Annotated in this window: 20 protein-coding genes and 1 tRNA gene; 6 read left to right on the forward strand and 15 right to left on the reverse strand. The window is 70.2% G+C overall.

Going from position 1 to position 19883, the window contains the following annotated elements:
• Window positions 1-101 precede the first annotated feature (101 nt).
• On the reverse strand, window positions 102-533 hold the full coding sequence (locus ASF41_RS19980) for a hypothetical protein (RefSeq protein ID WP_156653403.1): 432 nt from the start codon (window positions 531-533) through the stop codon (window positions 102-104).
• Between the two features lie 248 nt (window positions 534-781).
• On the opposite strand from ASF41_RS19980, the gene ASF41_RS19985 reads away from it, so the two are divergent.
• Window positions 782-1354, forward strand: a complete 573-nt coding sequence (locus tag ASF41_RS19985) for a L,D-transpeptidase (protein ID WP_056211222.1) — start codon at window positions 782-784, stop codon at window positions 1352-1354.
• Between the two features lie 77 nt (window positions 1355-1431).
• Window positions 1432-2232 (forward strand): TSUP family transporter, encoded by an 801-nt coding sequence (locus ASF41_RS19990; protein ID WP_056211220.1) that lies wholly within the window; start codon window positions 1432-1434, stop codon window positions 2230-2232.
• Between the two features lie 90 nt (window positions 2233-2322).
• On the opposite strand, the gene ASF41_RS19995 is transcribed toward ASF41_RS19990, so the two are convergent.
• From ASF41_RS19995 to ASF41_RS20010, 4 genes are all read right to left on the reverse strand, one after another.
• Window positions 2323-2526 (reverse strand): DUF4287 domain-containing protein, encoded by a 204-nt coding sequence (locus ASF41_RS19995; RefSeq protein ID WP_056496355.1) that lies wholly within the window; start codon window positions 2524-2526, stop codon window positions 2323-2325.
• 182 nt (window positions 2527-2708) lie between these two features.
• A complete protein-coding gene (locus tag ASF41_RS20000) occupies window positions 2709-4781 on the reverse strand; it encodes a TonB-dependent siderophore receptor (protein WP_244479726.1) in 2073 nt (690 codons plus the stop codon).
• Between the two features lie 1106 nt (window positions 4782-5887).
• Window positions 5888-6934, reverse strand: coding sequence for a MaoC family dehydratase (locus ASF41_RS20005; RefSeq protein WP_056272585.1), 1047 nt, complete (start codon window positions 6932-6934; stop codon window positions 5888-5890).
• A gap of 93 nt (window positions 6935-7027) precedes the next feature.
• On the reverse strand, window positions 7028-7330 hold the full coding sequence (locus tag ASF41_RS20010) for a YggT family protein (RefSeq protein WP_056211211.1): 303 nt from the start codon (window positions 7328-7330) through the stop codon (window positions 7028-7030).
• Between the two features lie 121 nt (window positions 7331-7451).
• On the opposite strand from ASF41_RS20010, the gene ASF41_RS20015 reads away from it, so the two are divergent.
• Window positions 7452-7527: transfer RNA gene (locus tag ASF41_RS20015), tRNA-Ala, on the forward strand.
• A gap of 77 nt (window positions 7528-7604) precedes the next feature.
• Here ASF41_RS20015 and ASF41_RS20020 read toward each other — a convergent pair.
• Window positions 7605-7958, reverse strand: coding sequence for a DUF3140 domain-containing protein (locus ASF41_RS20020; protein WP_056496359.1), 354 nt, complete (start codon window positions 7956-7958; stop codon window positions 7605-7607).
• Window positions 7959-8309: 351 nt separating this feature from the next.
• Entirely contained in the window at window positions 8310-8723 is a 414-nt protein-coding gene (locus tag ASF41_RS20025) for a hypothetical protein (protein WP_056211207.1), read from the reverse strand.
• Window positions 8724-8888: 165 nt separating this feature from the next.
• On the opposite strand from ASF41_RS20025, the gene ASF41_RS20030 reads away from it, so the two are divergent.
• A complete protein-coding gene (locus ASF41_RS20030; RefSeq protein WP_244479727.1) occupies window positions 8889-9428 on the forward strand; it encodes a phosphohydrolase in 540 nt (179 codons plus the stop codon).
• A gap of 102 nt (window positions 9429-9530) precedes the next feature.
• Here ASF41_RS20030 and ASF41_RS20035 read toward each other — a convergent pair whose 3' ends face one another.
• The 4 genes from ASF41_RS20035 to ASF41_RS20045 form a co-directional block, all read right to left on the reverse strand.
• A complete protein-coding gene (locus tag ASF41_RS20035) occupies window positions 9531-9818 on the reverse strand; it encodes a hypothetical protein (protein WP_056354045.1) in 288 nt (95 codons plus the stop codon).
• A gap of 219 nt (window positions 9819-10037) precedes the next feature.
• Window positions 10038-10211 (reverse strand): hypothetical protein, encoded by a 174-nt coding sequence (locus tag ASF41_RS25740; protein ID WP_200927198.1) that lies wholly within the window; start codon window positions 10209-10211, stop codon window positions 10038-10040.
• 145 nt (window positions 10212-10356) lie between these two features.
• Entirely contained in the window at window positions 10357-11016 is a 660-nt protein-coding gene (locus ASF41_RS20040; protein ID WP_056211202.1) for a 3-oxoacid CoA-transferase subunit B, read from the reverse strand.
• 23 nt (window positions 11017-11039) lie between these two features.
• Complete coding sequence (locus tag ASF41_RS20045; RefSeq protein WP_056211200.1) at window positions 11040-11768, reverse strand: CoA transferase subunit A; 729 nt, start codon at window positions 11766-11768, stop codon at window positions 11040-11042.
• A 369-nt stretch (window positions 11769-12137) separates the two neighbouring features.
• On the opposite strand from ASF41_RS20045, the gene ASF41_RS20050 reads away from it, so the two are divergent.
• Window positions 12138-14003 carry an AsmA family protein gene (locus ASF41_RS20050; protein ID WP_056496365.1) on the forward strand — a complete coding sequence of 622 codons (1866 nt, stop codon included), beginning with the start codon at window positions 12138-12140 and terminating at the stop codon, window positions 14001-14003.
• 22 nt (window positions 14004-14025) lie between these two features.
• Here ASF41_RS20050 and ASF41_RS20055 read toward each other — a convergent pair whose 3' ends face one another.
• Genes ASF41_RS20055 through ASF41_RS20070 form a run of 4 tightly spaced genes read right to left on the reverse strand, consistent with a single transcriptional unit; the run spans window position 14026 to window position 17477 of the window.
• Window positions 14026-14799, reverse strand: a complete 774-nt coding sequence (locus ASF41_RS20055; RefSeq protein ID WP_056211196.1) for an ABC transporter permease subunit — start codon at window positions 14797-14799, stop codon at window positions 14026-14028.
• Window positions 14796-15683 carry an ABC transporter permease gene (locus tag ASF41_RS20060; RefSeq protein ID WP_056211188.1) on the reverse strand — a complete coding sequence of 296 codons (888 nt, stop codon included), beginning with the start codon at window positions 15681-15683 and terminating at the stop codon, window positions 14796-14798. The genes ASF41_RS20055 and ASF41_RS20060 overlap by 4 nt, the downstream gene beginning before the upstream one ends.
• 2 nt (window positions 15684-15685) lie before the next feature.
• Window positions 15686-16768 (reverse strand): ABC transporter ATP-binding protein, encoded by a 1083-nt coding sequence (locus ASF41_RS20065; RefSeq protein WP_056211186.1) that lies wholly within the window; start codon window positions 16766-16768, stop codon window positions 15686-15688.
• 16 nt (window positions 16769-16784) lie between these two features.
• Window positions 16785-17477: a Crp/Fnr family transcriptional regulator gene (locus tag ASF41_RS20070; protein WP_056180343.1), complete on the reverse strand. Its 693-nt coding sequence runs from the start codon at window positions 17475-17477 to the stop codon at window positions 16785-16787.
• Window positions 17478-17660: 183 nt separating this feature from the next.
• On the opposite strand from ASF41_RS20070, the gene ASF41_RS20075 reads away from it, so the two are divergent.
• The gene (locus ASF41_RS20075) at window positions 17661-19535 is read left to right on the forward strand and encodes an ABC-F family ATP-binding cassette domain-containing protein (protein WP_056211183.1); all 1875 of its coding nucleotides are present in this window, start codon (window positions 17661-17663) and stop codon (window positions 19533-19535) included.
• Window positions 19536-19883 lie beyond the last annotated feature (348 nt).

The following is a 19883-nucleotide window of genomic DNA, read 5'->3' on the forward strand; positions in this document are numbered from 1 at the left end:
CCCGGAGATGGCCCACAATCTGGGCGTTCCGACGACACGGGTTGTATTCAACGCGAAAAAGTGACGTCGAATTCCGTGAGCGCCGGACGACTCCGGACCGTTCAGGCCGGGAGGGCGAGCCTGGGGGGGCGCTCGAGGGGAGCGACCGCGCGCGTCGCAAGGACCCGTAGGCTGCGCGGCATCGCGAAGCGATCCACCCTGTGCTTCGTCACGCGCGGGATCCGCAGGGTTGCGACGCTGCCGAAGCTGTCGTCGAGGTCGGCCATCGCAGCCGAGACGCGCAGGATCGTGTCCCGGTTCTCGGGCAGCGAGGCCTGAGACATCACGGTCTGGCGGACGAAGCCGTGCGGTACGTCCCCCGCCATCCGCATCAGGGGCAGGACGGCGCAGACGAGGAGCAGGAGCGCGAGGAGACCGGACGCAAGCACGCCGACGGCGCGCACGACCGGGCGCGCCGCCGAGGGCGAAGCCGGTTCATGCACGTGCGAAGCCGCTTCGGCGGCGCGTGCGATCTGGACAGTGTTGGGTCTCACCGCACCGAGTCTGGGGATAGGCGGGCTTGGCCGCAAGTTCCTGCGGCATCGTGTCTGGGGGCCTGATGGCCCTCCGAGGGATCCCGAGTCGGGGCGTTGCCGGGATCACACAGGGGCACCGCGTTCGATCGCGGTGCGGTTGACCCCCCTTCCCCATCGCGCCAAGGCTCTCGCCCCCGACCACAAGCCTCCGGGAAAGCCGGGTCCTCGCGCCCGCCCTTTTCCGGTCCTCGGCTGGAGGAGAGACCATGCAGACGCGCCGCGTTCTCGCCGCATCCGCCCTCGCGGCGGCCCTGACCGTATCGACCGGACCGGCCTTCGCCGGAAACCCGTTCGACAGCGGACCGATCGCCGACTTCATGAACATCTTCAAGGAGCAGGCGATTCCGCGCGAGACCGTCGCCTGGAAGGGCGCCGAGAAGCCCGGCACCATCGTGGTCTCGACCAGCCAGCGGCGGCTCTACTACGTGCTCGGCGGCGGCCAGGCCGTGCGCTACGGCGTCGGCGTCGGCCGCCAGGGCTTCTCGTGGTCCGGCGAGAAGCACGTGACCATGAAGAAGGAGTGGCCGGATTGGCGCCCGCCGTCGCAGATGCTGGCGCGCCGCCCCGACCTGCCGCGCTTCATGGCCGGCGGCCAGGACAATCCGCTCGGCGCCCGGGCGCTCTACCTCGGCTCCTCGCTCTACCGCATCCACGGCTCGAACGAGCCCGAGACCATGGGCGCCGCCGTCTCCTCGGGCTGCATCCGCATGACCAACAAGGACGTGGTCGATCTCTACGATCGCGCCAAGGTCGGCACCAAGGTCGTCGTCCGCAACTGAGGCGTGCGTCCGGCGCTTCCCCTCGATCGCCATCCCGCCTCCAGTCGGCCCTCACTGGACCATGACGTGAGGACGGGATGATCTTCGGGGTGGATATCGGCCTGATCGCGGGTCTGTTCGCGGTCGCGGTGGCGGCCGGCTGCGTCGACGCGATCGCGGGCGGCGGGGGCCTCCTGACCCTGCCGGCCCTGCTGCTCTCCGGCCTCGATCCCGTCTCGGCGATCGCCACGAACAAGCTCCAGGGCAGTGCCGGCGCGGTCTCCTCGACCCTCGCCTTCGCGCGCCGCCGCCTGATCCACTGGCCCGACGCCTGGAAGATCGCGGTGAGCGCCGGCTGCGCCTCGGTGGCGGGCGCGCTCTGCGTCAGCCTGCTGCCGCGCGCGGTGCTGGATGCCGCCGTGCCGATTCTCCTCGTGGCCATCGCGATCTACTTCGCGACCGCCAAGCGCATGAGCAACGAAGACGCCACCGCGCGGATCACCCCGAACTGGTTCGCCCTGACCTGGGCCCCGGCGGTCGGCTTCTACGACGGAGTGTTCGGCCCCGGCGCCGGCGCCTTCTACATGATCGGCTTCGTGACCCTGCTGGGATTGGGCGTGGTGAAGGGCACCGCCCACACCAAGCTCGCCAACGCCGCGAGCAACCTCGGCAGCCTCGCGCTCTTCGCGCTCGGCGGCCACGTCGTCTGGGCGATCGGCCTGATGATGGCGGTGGGCGCCTTTCTCGGTGCGCAGATCGGCTCGCGCCTGGCGATCCGCATGGGCGCCCGGCTAATCCGCCCCCTCCTCGTCACCATCGCCTGCCTGATGGCCCTGCGCCTCCTCTCCGACCCGGCCAACCCGCTGCGCCGGGCGGTGGCCGGATGGTTCGGGGGGTGACGGCCACCGCAGGGCGTCTGCGCCACTGAGAGGGCCGCGCGGTCTCCGCCGCCGTCGGCGCACGGTGTCAGCGGGAGCGCGTCACGATTTCTACGCTGCCAGGACGTGCGCCACGATCGCGTTGGCGTGTCCATGCCCCATCCCGTGCTCGGCCTTCAGCATTGCCACGAGGTCCATGTGCTTGGCCGGAAGTCTCTCCCGGACGAGTTGCTGCCACGCCGCGATCGGGCGGCCGTACCGCTTCTCGATCGACGGGAAATACGACGCCGGTCCCTTGGTCGGTTCATCCGGCATGGCAAAGCTTCCTCCGAAGGTGTCGGCGGCTCGATGTTTGCCGACGGGAGGCGCGGCCCGCAAGGCCTCCGCGCCGGACCCCGGTCGGAGCGCCGAGGTGCGATGAGCGTCCCCGCGCCGTTTCCCGTCGCGGCCCCGAGGGATCGCGTCCGGTCGGAGCCGCTCCAGGCCGTTCGGCCCCGTCAGAACGTATAGGAGGCGGACACGACGAAGGTCCGGGGCGAGGCGACCGTCACGAAGGTGCCCGTCGTCAGCCAGTACCGGTTGTCCGCCACGTTCTCGACGTTGAAGCGGAAGACGAACGGCCTGTCGTCGAGGATCGTCGCGTAGCGGAAGCCAAGGTCGAACCGCGTCCAGTCCGGGAAGCGGACGGTGTTGGCGCCGGTGAGATAGGAGCCGGAGGTGTAGAGGACCCGGCCGTTCAGGGCGAGGCCCGGGACCCAGGGGGTATCCCATTCGAGGCCGGCGGAGACGGTCAGGTCCGGGACGCCCGCGGCGTCGTTCCCGCGCTGGAGCGGGTCGATCGGCTTAGTCAGTTCGGGACGCAGGAAGGTCGCGCTCGCGAATCCGCGCAGGGTCGGTGCGAGCGCCCCGAAGGCAGACAACTCCAGACCCTGGTTGCGCTGCTCGCCGTTATACGCCAGGGCGTTGGTCGCCGTCTGGACCTGGTCCGGCCGGCTGATCTGGAACAGGGCCGCCGTCGTCGTGATCGTGCCCCAGTCGACCTTGATGCCGACTTCCTGCTGATCCGATTTGTAGGGACTCAGGATCGCGCCCGCGTTGCTGTAGCCGGGTCCCACGATGGTGCCGGCCGTCAGGCCTTCGGCATAGTTCGCGTACAGGGAGACGTTCTTCCAGGGCTTGAACACGATGCCGGCGAGCGGCGACGTGGCGTCCGCGTTGTATTCGCTGGTCCGCGCCTGGGTGACGGTGTCGTAGCTCTTCTGGTTCACCATCTGATAGCGGACGCCGGCGGTCAGCAGGACGGTGTCGTCGAAGGCCGACATCGTGTCGGCGACGGCGACGCTCGTCAGGGTGGTCCCGGCATAGCGCTGCGGGGCGATCCGCTCGCCGGTCACGACTGGCAGCGGCGCCGGCCGATAGATGTTGGACGGGACCGACTCGTCGGCCGAGTTCGCCACGTAGGCGTAGCCGTCCTCCCGCGTGAACCCGGTATAGACGAGGTTCACCGAGTGATTGATGAACCCGGTGTCGAAGTGGGCCTTGAGACCGGCATTGCCGCTGACGGTGCTGCTGTAGGAATCGTAGAAAGCGTTCACGAGCCGAAAGTTGCCGAGGACGTCGGCACCGCTCGGAAAGCCGAACACCCGGTAATCCGGGAAGGTCTGCCGATTGGACCCCGCGCGATATCCGATCCCGCCATAGGCCGTCAGCCAGTCGGTCAGATCGTATTCCAGGAAGGAGGCGACCGTGTTGTCCCGCTGCTGGAGCTGCGTCCCCGGGAACCAGTTGCTGCGACCGCTGGGCGGGCGCGGGATGAAGGCGATATCCGATTGCAGGCCGATCTGCGGCCGGAAATTCTTGGTGTCGTCGTTCTGGGAGATCACGTCGAGCGCCCAGCGCAGGCGCTCACCCTGATAGTCGAGGGACAGGGCCCCGAGTCCCGTCCGCAGGTTTCCGTCCCGGATCGTCGCCTCGCCGTCCCGGGCCAGGCCGTTGAAGCGGACGCCCCATTCCTTGTTCTCGCCGCCGCGGGTACTGGCATCGACATGAACACTGAAATTGCCGGGGCTGATGTATTGCGGCGTCACCTGGACGAAGGGCTCATCGAGGGCGCGTTTCGTAACGATGTTGATGCTGCCGCCGACGCTGCCGCCCGGCGGAATGCCGTACATGAACGCGCCGGGTCCCTTCAGAAGCTCGATGCGCTCGATGTACTGCGCCGCCACGCGATTGGACGAGACCAGGCCATAGAGGCCGTTCAACCCGACATCCTGCGCCTGAACCTCGAAGCCGCGGATCTGGAAGGTGTCGCTGAAGCCGTTGCTGGCCGTCGTCAGGCGGACCGAAGCGTCGTTGACGAGGGTATCGGCCGCGGTGCGCGCCTGCTGGTCCTGGATGACCTGCTGCGTGAAGTTGACGGTGCTGAACGGCGTGTTCAGGGCGTCCCGGGTTCCGAGCACACCGAGGGATCCGCCCCGCGCGAACTGGCCCCCGGCATAGGGCGGCGGCAGATCCTTCAGGAGCCCGACGCCCTGGCCGCCGCGCCCCGTCCCCCCGGAAGGCCCCGCCACCGAAAGCTCGTCGAGCCGCACGGATTCTTGCGCTTTGGCGCTCGACGTCAGACCTACCGAGCTGAAAACCAGCGCAGTCGTGCTGATCAAAGCATACGTCGAGGTTGCTGACAGCGCTGAGGTGATCTTGCGCACCCGTGAATCCTTGTGCTGGCGCCTGCGTCGCGTATCGAACTCTTGAGGATTACCTTAGAGTGATCCTAAATTGCTCATCGATACGTCGACATGTCTGGCGGTTAGTCGATCACGCGCTGGTGATCAAGCGTCGGCAGAAAACGGTTCGGGGCCCGTGCCTTTGCGGCAACAATTCCTAATTGTTCTAATGCGGAAGTGCCGGAAATCGGGGGTGCGGAGGGGGCTTCGCTCCGGCCCCGATCGGTCGCTGCGCGGATTTTTGGGCGATGATCCGGCGCATGTGTCCAGAAAAGCAGGTCGACCCAGGTGTCCTGATGATCTGCTTTGAAGACTTCCTGCGAGAGGCCGGCAGACTGTATTCAACGACGATGGGAAATGGAGCCGCAGTCCTGCGCACGAGACGCGCCGGCTTGCACGCAGACAAGGCGACGTTTCGGACGGGGGCGACTGTGTCGGCGGCAGCCTGAGAGACGCGATCCAAGCGCATATCGCGGAGCCGGCCCGCACCGGAAACGCCGGGGGCGCCCGCGACGACGAAATCCGTCGCGGCATCGCCGATGGCATCGCGCAGTGCGCGCGGGGCCTGGATTCGAAGCCAGGGGAGCGGGGGCTCGACCAGGCGACGGGCACCGGTTGAGGGTCCGCGGCGGAGCAGGCCAAAGCCGAGAATCTCGTCGTCGCTGCCCGGGGCGTGGACGCCGAGGCCCGGTCCTTCGCGGACGGAGCGTTCGGCGGGGTGGCACCGACCCTCGGCGGGATGGTCGCGGGCCGTCCCGCGACCGCCGCCGCGGGTCTGCCGGCGAGCAGGGCGCCGAGTCGCCGGGGAGCGGTTCGCCGACGGCGACGGCCCGACCTGGCCCGGGACTGCGTCGCCTTTCACGTCCGGTTCGCGACCCCGCACGGCATCCGCCGCTCGTCGCCACCGGACCAGCCCGCCCGGCCCGTCATGCGCCGGGCCGGGACCGGGGGGGTCAGCGCGGCATGAACGCCCAGTAGTCGAGGTCGAGGATCACCGACGGGTCGTAGGCGTCGCCGACCTTGTCGGGATGGTTGCCGCAGGGCTGGTTCTTGGTGGCCACCGTGCGCAGGCGCAGCGCCCCGATGTCGGTGCGGCCGGGAAGCTCGGCGGTCTCCAGGACCTCGCTCCAGGCATAGACCGTGTCGCCGGCGAACAGCGGGGCGACGTGACGGCCGGCATTGATGCCCGCTAGCGCGAAGGCGTTGCCGAGGCCGTTGAAGCTCAGCGCCCGGGCCAGGGAGATGACGACGCCGCCGTAGATCAACCGTCGGCCGAAGCGGGTGTCCTTGGCGGCGTAGCCGTCGAAGTGCACCTTGGCGGTGTTCTGGTAGAGGCGGGTGGCGATCTGATGCTCGGCCTCCTCGACGGTCATGCCGTCGACATGGTCGATCTTCTCGCCGACGACGTAGTCGCCGAATCGGTGGGGCGAGCCGGAGAGCGCGCAATCATAGGCGGCGGGGTTCAGGGGCGGCAGGGCGCCGGCGAGGTCGGCCGGGTCCACCACCTTGGCGAAGGTCGGCACGTGCTCCTGCGCGATCTTGGCCTCGGGGTCGCGTTTCTTCACCAGCACCCAGCGGCAGTAGCTCAGCACGGTCTCGCCGTTGGCGTCCGAGCCGGTGGAGCGCACGTAGACGACGCCGGTCTGGCGGTTCGAGCTCTCCTTCAGGCCGATGACCTCGGAGACCGTCGAGAGGGTCTCGCCCGGATAGACCGGCCGGCGGAAGCCGCCCTCGGCGTAGCCTAGATTGGCCAGCGCGTTGAGGGAGATGTCCGGCACGGTCTTGCCGAAGACCACGTGGAAGGTGAGGAGGTCGTCGAGGGGGCTCTGCGGATAGCCGATGGCGCGCGCGAAGGCGTCCGAGGACTGCACGGCGAAGCGCGGGCCGTAGAGCGACGTGTAGAGCGCGACGTCGCCGAGGGTGACCGTGCGCGGCGTGGCGTGACGGAGGGTTTCCCCGAGGCGGTAATCCTCGAAGAATCGGCCGGGATTGGTCTTCATGACGGTCTCGTCCCCAGGGCGACGCGATGGCGCGTCTGTTTTTTGATGTCGGGCGGGCCGTCGTTGCGCCCCGCCCCTCGAAAGCCCGACCGGTCAGCGGATGTAGACGGAGGTCTGCGTCGGCACGAATTCGTGCAGCAGGCGGCTGGCGAACAGCAGCAGCAGCACCAGCACGATCGGCGAGAGATCGACGCCGCCGAGGTTGGGCAGGATGTTGCGGATCGGGCGCAGCACCGGCTCGGTGAGGCGGTAGAGCACCTCGCCGATCTGCGACACGATCGGGTTGCGGACATTCACCACGTTGAACGCCACGAGCCAGCTCAGGACGGCGCTGGCGATGAGGACGTAGATGTAGAGCTGCACGACGGTGTCGAAGAGCCAGATGAAGGCGTTCATGCGCGGAAACGATGTCCTCGTGGCCCGCGCCCGCGGGACGCATCACGCCCACGCAAAGCTGCAGGATTTCGGGAATTGACAGGTCGGCGTGAGCGAGCCTAAAAGGCCGCCACCCCGGAACGGGGCTGTAGCTCAGATGGGAGAGCGCCGCAATCGCACTGCGGAGGTCAGCGGTTCGATCCCGCTCAGCTCCACCAGGTTTCCCCAACGCGGGACGGCCGGTGGTTTTCCAGCCCGCGATCCGACCTGATCCGAAGCCCGCTCCGGGCCGGACTCAGTCGTCCTTCAGCGGATCGTGTCCCCAGTTCATCAGCGACAGGCGCCAGGGGGACTCCTTCACCTTGTCGGCCTCCTTTGGGCCACCCTGCTTGAGGTGACGGTGCACGTAGCCGACGACCTTGGCCATGTGCGCGTAGTCGTCGTCGGTGAGGTCGGTCTTCTTGGTGCGCAGAAGCTCGACGATGCGCCGCCCCTCGCGGTGGCCGGTGGCTTCGCCGCCATCCTTCTTCTGGCCGACCAATTGGCTCTCGTCGGTCTCCAGGAACGCGTCGAGCTTGGCTGCCGTCATGTTCACGGCCTCGTGGAACGCCTTGTAGGTCTCGGCGTGGTCGTCGCCCTTGTCTGCCATGCGGTTCTCTCCCGAAACGATCGGGCGGAAAACCGGGGTGAAACCCGCGCGGTTCCGACCCCGCGACGGCGCGTCCGCTCAGCTTACGCGATCAACCGGGCCGCGGCTACGCGATCAACCAAGCCACGCCCATCACGCCGGCCAGGAATATCCCGTAGGTCACCAGGACGGCGACGATCTCACGGTGCTGGATGACGATGTTTTCTGAGGCGGACAGCATGGCGGTATGGCCGGGAGTGAAACGAGACCCTTCATCTCACGCCCGGCCTGAGAATTCGATGATCAGAACCACGGCGCCGACGAGGAAATTGCCGATGTCTCCCGGCGGCCACAGAGGCGTGCGCGGCCTCCTCAGGCCGGACGGTCGGCCGGCTGGTCGAACAGGAAGTCGTCGACGGCCGGGATGGTGACCGCGAGGCCGGCACCCGCGCCGTAGCTCGCCTTCGAGAGGCGCCACGGCGACTCGGTCCGGGCGCGGATGGCCTCGGACGGGCGCAGGCGCCGCGGCGTGCCGTCGGCCCCGATCTCCTCGATCAGCACGAAGCCGTAGACCTGGAGCCGCGCCGCGATCAGCTTGGTCTCGCGGTCGCCCGCCGCCACGGACAGGCTGCCCGTGGCATAAACCGAATCCATCAGGGCACGCTGCTCGCTGCGCCGGGCCGCGAGGCCGCCGCGGGGCGCCGACGGGGCTGCCGCCGACGGCTGGGGGCGGAGGGCGCGTCGGAAGGGGACCACATTGTCCATCGTCGCCGGAACGCTGCCCATACGCCACTGTCCTCACGCTGCACTCGAAGGGCCGGGCGAACGCCCCGGCACATCCCCTGATTTCGACGGTTCCGCTTAATGGGCCGCTAACGTTACCGGTCGGCGGCGTCCCGTTTCCGGGCCGAACCACCGGTGCACGGCCGCGCTTGTGGATCGCTCGGCGGAATGGTCTACCGGGCCGGCAGGTCCGGCCGGAGAGGAGCGCGCGGCATGGCATCCATCTTCGAGGCCCACAGCTTCGCGATGATCGCGCATGCGGGGCAAATCGATAAAGGCGGGCAACCCTACATCCGCCACCTGGAGCGGGTCGCCAATGCGGCGGTCGGCCGGGCGGGGCACGCGAAATCGGTGGACCGCCTCGCCATCGAGCCGATGGAGGTGATGCAGGCCGCGATCCTCCACGACGTCCTCGAGGACACCCCGACCACCCCGATCGCCCTGCGGGCCGAAGGCTTTTCCGACGCTGTCATCGCCATGGTGGTGATGCTGACGAAGTCCGCCGAGCCGGTGCCGTACGACGCACGCATCTCCGCCCTGATCGCCAGGGGCCATCTCGGGGGGCTGCTGATCAAGATGTCCGACACGGAGGACAATCTCAGCCCCGAACGGACGCTGGCGAACGGCGAAGCCCGGCATGCGCGCTACGCGGAGGCATTCGACCGTCTGAAGGCCGCCGCCGCCGCGCTCGGCTACACGGGTTCGTAGTCGGGCTCGCAAAAAGCCCCGCAGCGGGGCTGCGGGGCTCGGAACGCACTCAGGCCGTTCGACGGACCCCGATGGGGCCTGCTCGCGGGCTTACTTGCGGGCTTACTTGCCGCTGGGGGCCGCGCCGCTGCCGGTCTCGCCGTTGCCGCCGGTGCTGCCGCCGGGTGCGCCGACGGTCGCGGTGCTGGGCCCGCCGGAGGTGCCAGCCGGGGCCATGGTCGAACCCGTGGTGGCGGGCGCGCCCATCCGCTCCATCGACTTCTCGCTGTTGCTCTTCACGCTGCCCGGATTGTTCATGTTGCCCTCGGTACCCGTCGCGGTCTGCGCGAAGGCGGTCCCCGTCAGGGCCAGGGCGATCGAGCCGGCAAAGGCAAGGGTCTTGATAGACATGCTGCGGTATCTCCCAGTTTTCGTTAGCTGATCGACCAACGCAGGCCCGCGATCAATTGTTCAAATTCTTTATCCAGGCTTAGCCCGCCCGGCACCGATCCCGTGGTCCGGTGTGGCGCGAACGATTCCGACCGTCGTGCCCGGTCGCGGGCACATTCGGCGGTGATCCACTCGACCCCGGCGAAGCAGGAGCCGGTGGTGCCGGCTCCCGCGCGGTCCTCAGGTGTCGCTCTCGGCCCGGTCGGTGTTCTGCTCGGCCTCGTCGTAGGTGTAGCCCTCGAGCCAGTCGGCGCTGTTCTGCGAGCCGGCCGGATAGGGATTGACGGAGTCCGGCTGGCCAGCCTGCTTGGCCGCCCTGCCCTCGTCCATCACCGTCTTGGATACCACTGCCATGTCGTGCGCTCCCGTTTGGACCTGTGCCTTACGGTAGGGCGCCGCCGGCGCGCGGGGACCCTCGGGCCCGCAAAAACCCGCCGCGGCCGGCGCCGGGCGGGTTTCCGTCGCCCGGGCGGAGCGGCTCCGCCCGGGACCACGCCGCTCAGGCGAGCTTGGTGGTGAAGCGGGCCGTGGTCTTGGCGCGGACCTCGTCCTCGGTGACGCCGTCGGCGAGTTCGACCAGCGTCATGCCCCCGTCGCCCTTCTTGTCGATGGCGAAGACGCCGAGGTCGGTAATGACCATGTCGACCACGTGGGTGCCGGTGAGCGGCAGGTCGCAGGCGTCCAGCAGCTTGGGGCTCTCCGAGCCGTCCTTGCCCTTGGCGGTGTGCTCCATCACCACCACCACCTTCTTGACGCCGGCCACGAGGTCCATGGCGCCGCCCATGCCCTTCACCATCTTGCCCGGGATCATCCAGTTGGCGAGGTCGCCGTTCTCGGCCACCTGCATCGCGCCGAGGATCGACAGGTTGATGTGGCCGCCCCGGATCATCCCGAAGGATTCGGCCGAGGAGAAGTAGCTGGTGGTGGGCAGCGCGGTGATCGTCTGCTTGCCGGCATTGATCAGGTCGGCATCCTCCTCGCCCTCGTAGGGGAAGGGGCCCATGCCGAGCATGCCGTTCTCGGATTGCAGCTGCACCGACATCCCGTCCGGGATGTAGTTCGAAACGAGGGTCGGGATGCCGATGCCGAGGTTCACGTAGTAGCCGTCCTGCAGCTCTCGTGCGGCGCGCTCGGCCATCTGTTCGCGGGTCCAGGCCATGATCGTGGTCTCCTTGTCGGCTCTCAGACGGCGGCGGGCGGCACGGCGGGCTCGCCGCGCTTGCGGGTGGTGCGCTGCTCGATGCGCTTCTCGCGCTCCGGCACGTGGACGAGGCGCTTCACGAAGATGCCGGGGGTGATGATGGTGTCGGGATCGATCTCGCCGGGCTGTACCAGATGCTCCACCTGGGCCACGGTGATCGTGGCGGCGGTGGCCATCATCGGATTGAAGTTCCGCGCCGTCTTCCGGTAGATCAGGTTGCCCTCGGTGTCGCCCTTCCAGGCGTGGACGATGGCGAGGTCCGCGAACAGGCCGCGCTCCATCACGTAGTCCTCGCCGTCGAATTCGCGCACGTCCTTGCCCTCGGCGATCAGGGTGCCGACGCCGGTCTTGGTATAGAAGGCCGGGATGCCGGCGCCGCCGGCGCGGATGCGCTCGGCCAGCGTGCCCTGGGGGTTGAACTCGATGGCGAGCTCGCCGCCGAGGTACTGGCGGGCGAATTCCTTGTTCTCGCCCACATAGGACGAGATCATCTTGGCGACCTGGCGGGTTTCCAGGAGCTTGCCGAGGCCGACGCCGTCGATGCCGGCATTGTTGGAGACCACGGTCAGGTTCTTCACCCCGGACGCGCGGATCGCATCGATCAGGGCGTCGGGAATCCCGCAGAGGCCGAAGCCGCCGCACATGATCATCATGCCGTCCTTCAGCACGCCGGCCAGCGCCGCCGTGGCGTCGGGATAAACCTTCTTCATGGATGCCCTCCTGTGTGGTTCTGTTCTTCGTCGGCGCGACCGTCACGCGAAAGCGGCGTCCTGCCAACCCCTTGTCGCGGTGCGGCCGTTACATTTTGCACTGCGCGGCACCGCCCGGAACGGGTCTGCGCGCGGGTCCGACCGGACGGCGTGGCCCGGGGGCGCTCGGGCCGGCGGGACCGTTCCGGCGCGCTGCGTGGTGGATGGCACCGGGGCGTCGCCCCCGCCCGGGGAGACAAGCCGGGCGCCGAGGCCTATCAGGAGAGGGTCGCCGGGTCTTCCGCGCGTCGCGGCTGCCGGGGCCGGACGCGCCCATCCCCTCGTCGATCACGCGGTCCGCCGCGCGTCCCACACACCGGATGGAGGGGAATGCCCCTGCGCCGCCTCCTGTCCCTGATGTGCCTCGCGGCGTTCGTCGTCGCCCTCTCGGCCGCCTGCCTGCCCTGGTCGGTCGCAACGCCGCGCCTGCGGGCCTTCGTGGCACGGGACTTCGCGCGGGTCTACGGACTCGCCATGACCGCGCGGGGGCCGACCGAGGTCACCCTTCTGCCGCTGCCGCGCCTGGGGTTTCGCGATGTCCGCCTGGCCGCGGGCGGCGTCGACGGTCCCGTCCTGGCGGAGGGCGGCGCCCTCTCCCTCCAGCTGAGCCTGCTGGCCCTGCTGACGGGGCGCCTCGAGGTGAACACCCTGGGGCTCGACGGCGCGACGGTCTACCTGCCCTCGGGGCCGGACGACGCCCGCTGGGCCGAGCCCGTTCGGCTTCTCGGCGCGCGCCTCGCGGTGGACGGCGCCGCGCATCCGCGCCGCATCAGCCTGTCGCGTGCCGTCGCCAAGGGCCTCGATCCCCGGGACGGCTCTCCCCAGACCGCCCGCGACCTCGACCTGACCCTGTCCTGGCCGCTCTGGAGCGCCCAGGCCGAGATCTTCGGCAGCTTCCAGTGGAGCGCCATGCCGACGCGGTTCTCCGTCTCGGGCCTGCGGGTGATCGACCTCCTCGACGGCGGCGCCACCCCCTACGCCCTCACGGCGAGCTGGGGCGCCGGGACCCTCACGGCCGAGGGCAGCGGCGTCGTCCGGGCCGAGGGCCTGACACTGACCGGGCTCGGCCAGTTCGAGACGCGGTCCCTGCCGGAGACCCTCGCCTGGGCCGGTGGCGACGTCGCCCTCTCGCCGTTCGTCAGGGCGTTCGGGATGACCGGCAATTTCGAGATGAGCGGGCGTCAGCTCCTGCTGCCCAACGTCCGGGTCTCCTTCGGCGACAATCGCCTGGAGGGGGCCGGTGCCGTCTCCTTCGGGCGGGGCCGTCCAGCCGTGCAGGCGACCCTGGCGGCCGAGACGCTGAACCTCGCCCCCCTGCTGGCGGATCTGCTGAGAGCCGTCGGCGCCACCGCCGGCGCCCCCGACTGGCGCCTGCGCGCCCTCGCCCTCGCGCCCTATACCGGCGGCGACCTCGACCTGCGAATCTCGGCGGGCGCGGCCCGGTTCGGTCCGATCCTCGCCGAGGACCTGGCCGCCAGCGTCCTGGTTAGGGACGGGAATATCGAGGCGTCCCTAAGCCGCGCCGCCCTGGGGGGCGGAACCCTCAAGGGCCGCCTCGCCCTCGCCACCTCGCCCAAGGACGCGGCCGTGACCGACGCCAAGGTGCAGGGTGCCTTCGACCGGCTCGACCTGGCGGTCGTCCCCGGCGCGCTGCGCCCGGAGAACTGGATACTCGGCACGGCGCAGGGCCAGTTCCAGGCCGAGGGCTCGGGGGCCGACCTGCACGCGCTCCTGCAGCATCTCGACGGTCATGCCGCCCTCTCGGTCGACGCCGGCACCCTGATCGGGCTCGACCTGAACGAGGCGGCCCAGCGCAACCGGATGCCGGTCCGGCGCGTCGGCCGCACGGCGTTCGAGCGTGCGACCCTGAGCCTGCGCTTCCGCGACGGAATCGGCGAGATCACCGAGGGCACGATGGAGGCCAACGTCCTGGCCGCCTCCCTGCGCGGCACCGTCTCGCTACCGGACCGGCGCTGCGACACCCTCGCGGAGATCTCCGCACGGGGGACGGCGTCGGAGAAGCGGCCGCCGATGCGCGTCCAGATCGCGGGTCCCTTCGGCAACCTCGACGTGCGCAGCCTCGCCCTGGACGCCACGCCGGACCTGCGCGGCGGCGCGGTGGCGCCGTCAAAGTCCCTGCGGATGCCGGCCGTCGGGCTGGCCCTCCCGGCGGGCGCCCGCGCCTACGCCCCGTAGCGGAAGCCCGGCCCTCGGCGTTTCAGGCTACACCCTTGCGCCCGGTCAGCCACGAAGCGGTGAGCACGAGGGCGGTGACGGCGCCGACGAGAAGCGTCGAGGCCGCATTAATCTCCGGGTTCACCCCGAGCCGGACCTGGCTGTAGAGCCGCATCGGCAGGGTCGTCGCCCCCGGCCCCGAGACGAAGCTCGCGATGACGAGGTCGTCGAGGGACAGGGTGAAGGCGAGGAGGAAGCCCGCCGCCAGGGAGGGCGCGATCAGCGGCAGGGTGACGGTGGCGAAGACCCGGCCCGGCGCCGCGCCGAGATCGGCCGCCGCCTCCTCCAGCGCGCCGTCGAGACCGCGCAGGCGCGCCCCGACGATCACCGCCACGAAGCCGAGGCCGAGGGTCGCGTGCGCGACGACCAGGGTGAGGAGGCCACGATCGAGGCCGAGGCCGACGAAGAGCAGCAGCAGCGACAGCCCGGTGATCACCTCGGGCATGACCAGCGGCGCGTAGATCAGCCCGGTGAAGACCCGCCGGCCGGCGAAGCGCCCGCCCCGGTCGAGGGTCAGGGCCGCCAGGGTCCCGAACACCGTGGCGAGGGCGGCCGAGGCCAGCGCCACCGCGAGGGAGACGCCGGCCGCCGCGCGTAAGGGGGCGTCGGCGGCGAGCACGCCGTACCAGCGGGTCGAGAACCCGCCCCAGACCGTGACCAGGGCCGAGGCGTTGAATGAGTAGATCACCAGGATCAGGATCGGCGCGTAGAGGAAGCCGAGCCCGAACGTGAGGGCGATGCGGTCGAGGCCCCTCACCGGCCGGCCTCCCGCGCGGTCGCCCCGTCCTCGCGGAACAGGATCAGCGGGCCGACCACCAGGACGAGGACCAGGATCGCCACCGCGGAGGCGAGCGGCCAGTCGCGGTTGGAGAAGAACTCGCTCCACAGCACCCGCCCGAGCATCAGGGTGTCCGAGCCGCCGAGCAGGTCCGGGATGATGAACTCGCCCACCATCGGCACGAAGCAGAGTAGCGCCCCGGCCACCAGCCCTGGGCGGGCCAGCGGCAGGGTCACGGTCCAGAACACCCGCGCGGGCCCGGCGCCGAGATCGGCCGCGGCCTCGGCCAGGCGTGGGTCGCGCTTGGCCAGCACGGCGTAGAGCGGCAGCACCATGAAGGGCAGGTAGGCGTAGGTCAGCCCGATCAGCACCGCCCCTTGGGTGTTCAGGATCTCCAGGGGCTGCGCGATCAGCCCGAGCCGCATCAGGCCGGCGTTGAGCAGCCCCTCGGGCTTCAAGATCGCGATCCAGGCATAGATGCGGATGAGGAAGCTCGTCCAGAACGGCACGATGAGGAGCGCCACGAGGAGCGGCTGACGGCGCTCCGGGGCGCGGGCCATGGCGTGGGCGATCGGGGTGCCGATCAGGGCGAGAATCGCGGTGGCGACGGCCGCGAGCGTCACGGAGGACAGGGCGGCGTCGCGGTAGAGGGCGTCGCCCGCCAGCGTTTCGAAGTTGGCGAAGTCGAGGGCCTCGAGGAAGCTGCCCCAACCCTCGAACCCCGCGCTCCAGTCGAGCACCGGCAGGTAGGGCGGCTGCGCGGTGGCCGGCGTCGACAGGCTGATCTTTAGGGTCAGGATCACCGGCAGCAGCACGAAGGCGGCGAGCCACAGGGCGGGCAGGACCGGGAGCCAGCGCTTCATGCTCACCCCGCCGCCGGCATCAGCCAGGCCAGCTCGGGCGGATAGGACAGGTGGACGGTCTCTCCCACGGCGGGCGCGTCGGCGCCCGTGGGCGCGCTCACCCGCCAGACCGATCCGTCGGCCATGCGGACCCGGAGCCGGATGCGGTCGCCGAGATAGGTCGTCTCGACCACCTGCCCGGGCAGGGCCCGTCCGTCCCCGGACGGGGCGCGGGCCAGCGCAATCCGTTCGGGACGCAGGGCGATGACGCCCTCCCCCTCGGCTGCGCCGCGGGCGCGCATTGGCCCGAGCGCGGTGTCGAGGGTGGACAGGCCGCCGGGTTCGCGATCCGACACCCGGCCCGGGATCAGGTTCACGTCGCCCAGGAGCCCGGCGACGAAGCGGTTGGCCGGGCGCTCGTACAGGCTCGCCCCGTCGCCGATCTGCACGAGGCGGCCGCCCTCCATCACGCCGATGCGGTCGGCCAGCGCCAGGGCCTCGCCGGGATCATGGGTGACCACGAGGAAGCTCGTGCCGAGGCGCCGCTGCAGGGCGCGCAGCTCGCCTTGCGTCTCCTCCCGCAGGGCGCGGTCGAGGGCGCCCAGCGGCTCGTCGAGGAGCAGCACCTTCGGCGCGCGCGCCAGGGCGCGGGCCAGCGCCACCCGTTGCCGCTGCCCGCCGGACAGGGTGTTGGGCCTGCGCGGGCCGAACCCGTCGAGACGCACGAGGCGCAGGAGCTCGTCCACCCGCGCCGCGCGGGCAGCGCGCGCGAGGCCGGTGAGGCCATAGGCGATGTTGGCGGCCACGCTCATGTGCGGGAACAGGGCGTAGGACTGGAACATCATGTTGACCGGCCGGCGATGCGGCGGGTCGGCCGTGATGTCGGTGTCCCCGAGGCGGATCGTGCCCGAGGTCGGGGTCTCGAAGCCGGCGATGAGGCGCAAAAGCGTGCTCTTGCCGCAACCGGAGGGACCGAGCAGGCAGACGAACTCGCCGGGCTGCAGGGTGAGGTCGAGGTCGGCCACCGCCGCGTGCGCGCCGAAGCGCTTGCCGAGGCCGGCACAGGTCAGCAGGCCGGCGGGACCGGGCGCGCGCGTCGACGCCATCGCGGGTGCCGGACCCTCAGCCGTCCTCGCGCAGCGCTTCGGCGACGCGGGCCTCCAGGAGGTCGGGCCGGCGGATCACCAGGGCGCCGCGCGTCCGGTCGATCAGGCCGTCGGCCGCCATCACGGTGAATTCCCGCGTCACCTGCTCGCGGCGGCAGCCGATGCGGGCGGCGAGCACATGGTGGTAGGGCGGCGGCGTGACCACCCGCTCGCCGTCGCCGCCGGCGCGGGGCACCGACAGGCGCAGCAGCTCGGCATAGAGCCGGTGGCGCAGGTCGAGGAGCGCGTGCTCCATCAGGCGGGTGTTCAGCTCGCGCACACGCTTGGCCAACAGGCGGAACAGCCGGTCGGCGATCGCCTCGGAGGCGAAGATGATCTGCCGGAACACGGGGGCGGGCACCACGCAGACCTCGCCGCGGGTCAGAGCCGTGACGTTGGCCGAGCGGCCGATGCCGTCCAGCGCGGCCAGCTCGCCGAAGAAGGCGCCGCCGCGCATCTCGCCGAGAATCACTTCCTTGCCCGATTGCGAGCGGTTGAGGATGCGCACTTCGCCGGAGGCCAGGAAATAGACGTCGGTGGAGACGTCGTCGTAATCGACCAGAACCTCGTTCTCGTCGAAGCGGCGCCAGTGGCAGCGCGTCTCGTAGACGGACAGCTCGATTCCCGGCTCCTTGAAGAACGGGATGGTCGTCAGCCGTCCTGTGGTCACGCGTCCTGCCCCCTCGATGATCGAACCTGATCGATACGCCGTGCAATTCCTGGGTCAAGCTGTCCCGTACTGCTCGCCTGCCGATAGGCGTGGATGCGAGGTCCGCGCCAACCGCACAGGCCGGTGCGGGGCGCGTGTCCCCGGCCGCTTGCCAGTGAGGCCCCGACCCCGCAAAAGCGCGCCATGCTCCGCGTCAACGACCTCACCTATCGCATCGGCGAGCGCCTGATCCTCGACGGCGCCACCTTCGTCATCCCCGACCGCGCCCGCGTGGGCCTCGTCGGGCGCAACGGCGCCGGCAAGACCACCCTGTTCAAGGCGATCCTCGGCGAGCTGCCCACCGAGGGCGGCACGGTGTCGATGCCCAAGGGCATGCGCATCGGCGCGGTGGCCCAGGAGGCGCCCGCCGGCCCCGAGACCCTGCACGCCGTGGTGCTGGCCGCCGACACGGAGCGCGCCCGCCTGATGGCGGAGGCCGAGCACGCCGACGGCCTGCGCCGCGCCGAGATCGAGACCCGGCTGGTGGACATCGAGGCGCACTCGGCGCCGGCCCGCGCGGCGGCGATCCTCCACGGTCTCGGCTTCGATGCGGAGGCGCAGGGGCGCCCCTGCGCCGACTTCTCCGGCGGCTGGCGCATGCGCGTGGCGCTCGCCGCCGTGCTGTTCTCCGAGCCCGACCTGCTGCTCCTCGACGAGCCGACCAACTACCTCGACATCGAGGGCACGATCTGGCTCTACGACTACCTAGAGCGCTATCCCCGCACGGCCGTGATCATCAGCCACGACCGCGACCTCCTCGACGAGTGCGTCGATCACATCCTGCACCTCGACCGGGGCAAGCTCAGCATCTACCGGGGCGGCTACACGAGCTTCGCCCGGCAGGTCGCCGAGAAGCGCGTGCTCCAGGCCAAAGCGAAGCAGAAGCAGGACGCGGAGCGGGCCCATCTCCAGAGCTTCGTGGACCGCTTCAAGGCCAAGGCCACCAAGGCCCGGCAGGCCCAGTCTCGCGTCAAGCGCCTCGCCAAGATGGAGATCATCGCCTCAGTGATCGAGGACGACGTGCCGGCCTTCCGCCTGCCGAGCCCCGAGCGGCCGCTCTCCCCGCCCATCGTCGCCATGGAGCGGGTGCAGGCCGGCTACCCGGACCGGATCGTGCTCACGGGCCTGAACTTGAGCCTCGCACCCGACGACCGGGTGGCGCTGCTCGGCGCCAACGGCAACGGCAAGTCGACCTTCTGCAAGCTCATCGGCGGGCGCCTTTCCCCCTTGAGCGGCGACTTGCGCCGCTCCTCCAAGATGGAGGTCGCCTACTTCGCCCAGCACCAGCTCGACGAACTGCGCCCGGCCGAGAGCGCCTACGCCCATGTCCGCGACCTGATGCCGGACGTGCCCGAATCGAAGGCCCGCGCGGCGGCGGCCCGCCTGGGCTTCTCGGGCACCAAGTCCGAGACGCCGGTCTCGCAGCTATCCGGCGGCGAGAAGGCGCGCCTGCTCATGGGCCTCGCCGCCTTCCGCGGTCCGCACCTCCTGATCCTCGACGAGCCGACCAACCACCTCGACATCGAGAGCCGCCAGGCCCTGGTGGAGGCGATCAACGACTACGAGGGCGCCGTCATCCTGGTGAGCCACGACCGCTTCCTGGTGGAGGCCTGCGCCGACCGGCTCTGGCTCGTCTCGAACGGCAGCGTGAAGGCCTTCGACGGCGACATGGACGATTACCGCCGCTACGTCCTCGCCGGGCCGGAGCGCGAGGCCGAGAAGGGCGCGGCGGACTCCACCGGCGGCGCCAAGGCGGTGGAACGGCGCTCCAATGCCGACCGCCGCGTCGCCCTCGCACCCCTGCGCAAGAAGCTCGAGGGCGTCGAGGCGCGCATGAAGAAGCTCACCGACGCCATGGCCAAGATCGACGCGGCGTTGGCCGATGGCACCGCCTTCCAGGCCAACCCGGCCAAGGCCGGCGAGATCGCCAAGATGCGCTCCGACGCCGCCGCCGCCCTGGAGGCGGCCGAGGAGGAGTGGCTGGAGCTCAGCGGCGAGATCGAGGGCGCGACCGCCTGAGTGGGGTCGAGCCGCTCCCCGCGGTGCTGCGATACTCCAGGAGAGGACCCCGTGTTCGGAAATCAGCCCGCAGCACCCCGTCATCCCGGGGCCGCGCAGCGGAGCTTGGGATCTTGACACGCAGGTCGTGTAAGACTTCACGCTGTCGGCGGTTCTGGATTCCGGGCTCGCCTGCGGCGCCCCGGAATGACGGTGCGGTCGCGGCTGCCTTTCCGGTGATGGGGGTTACGCACGCATCCTCCCTCGACCGGCGACGTCTGGCGGAACCACCCCCACTCCTAACCTCTCCCCACAAGGGGGAGAGGGACGCGCCCTGTCCTGGGGCGTCGTTTGCTGGAGAGGCACGAC

The sequence above is a fragment of the Methylobacterium sp. Leaf111 genome (genome assembly GCF_001423285.1).
GTDB lineage: Bacteria > Pseudomonadota > Alphaproteobacteria > Rhizobiales > Beijerinckiaceae > Methylobacterium.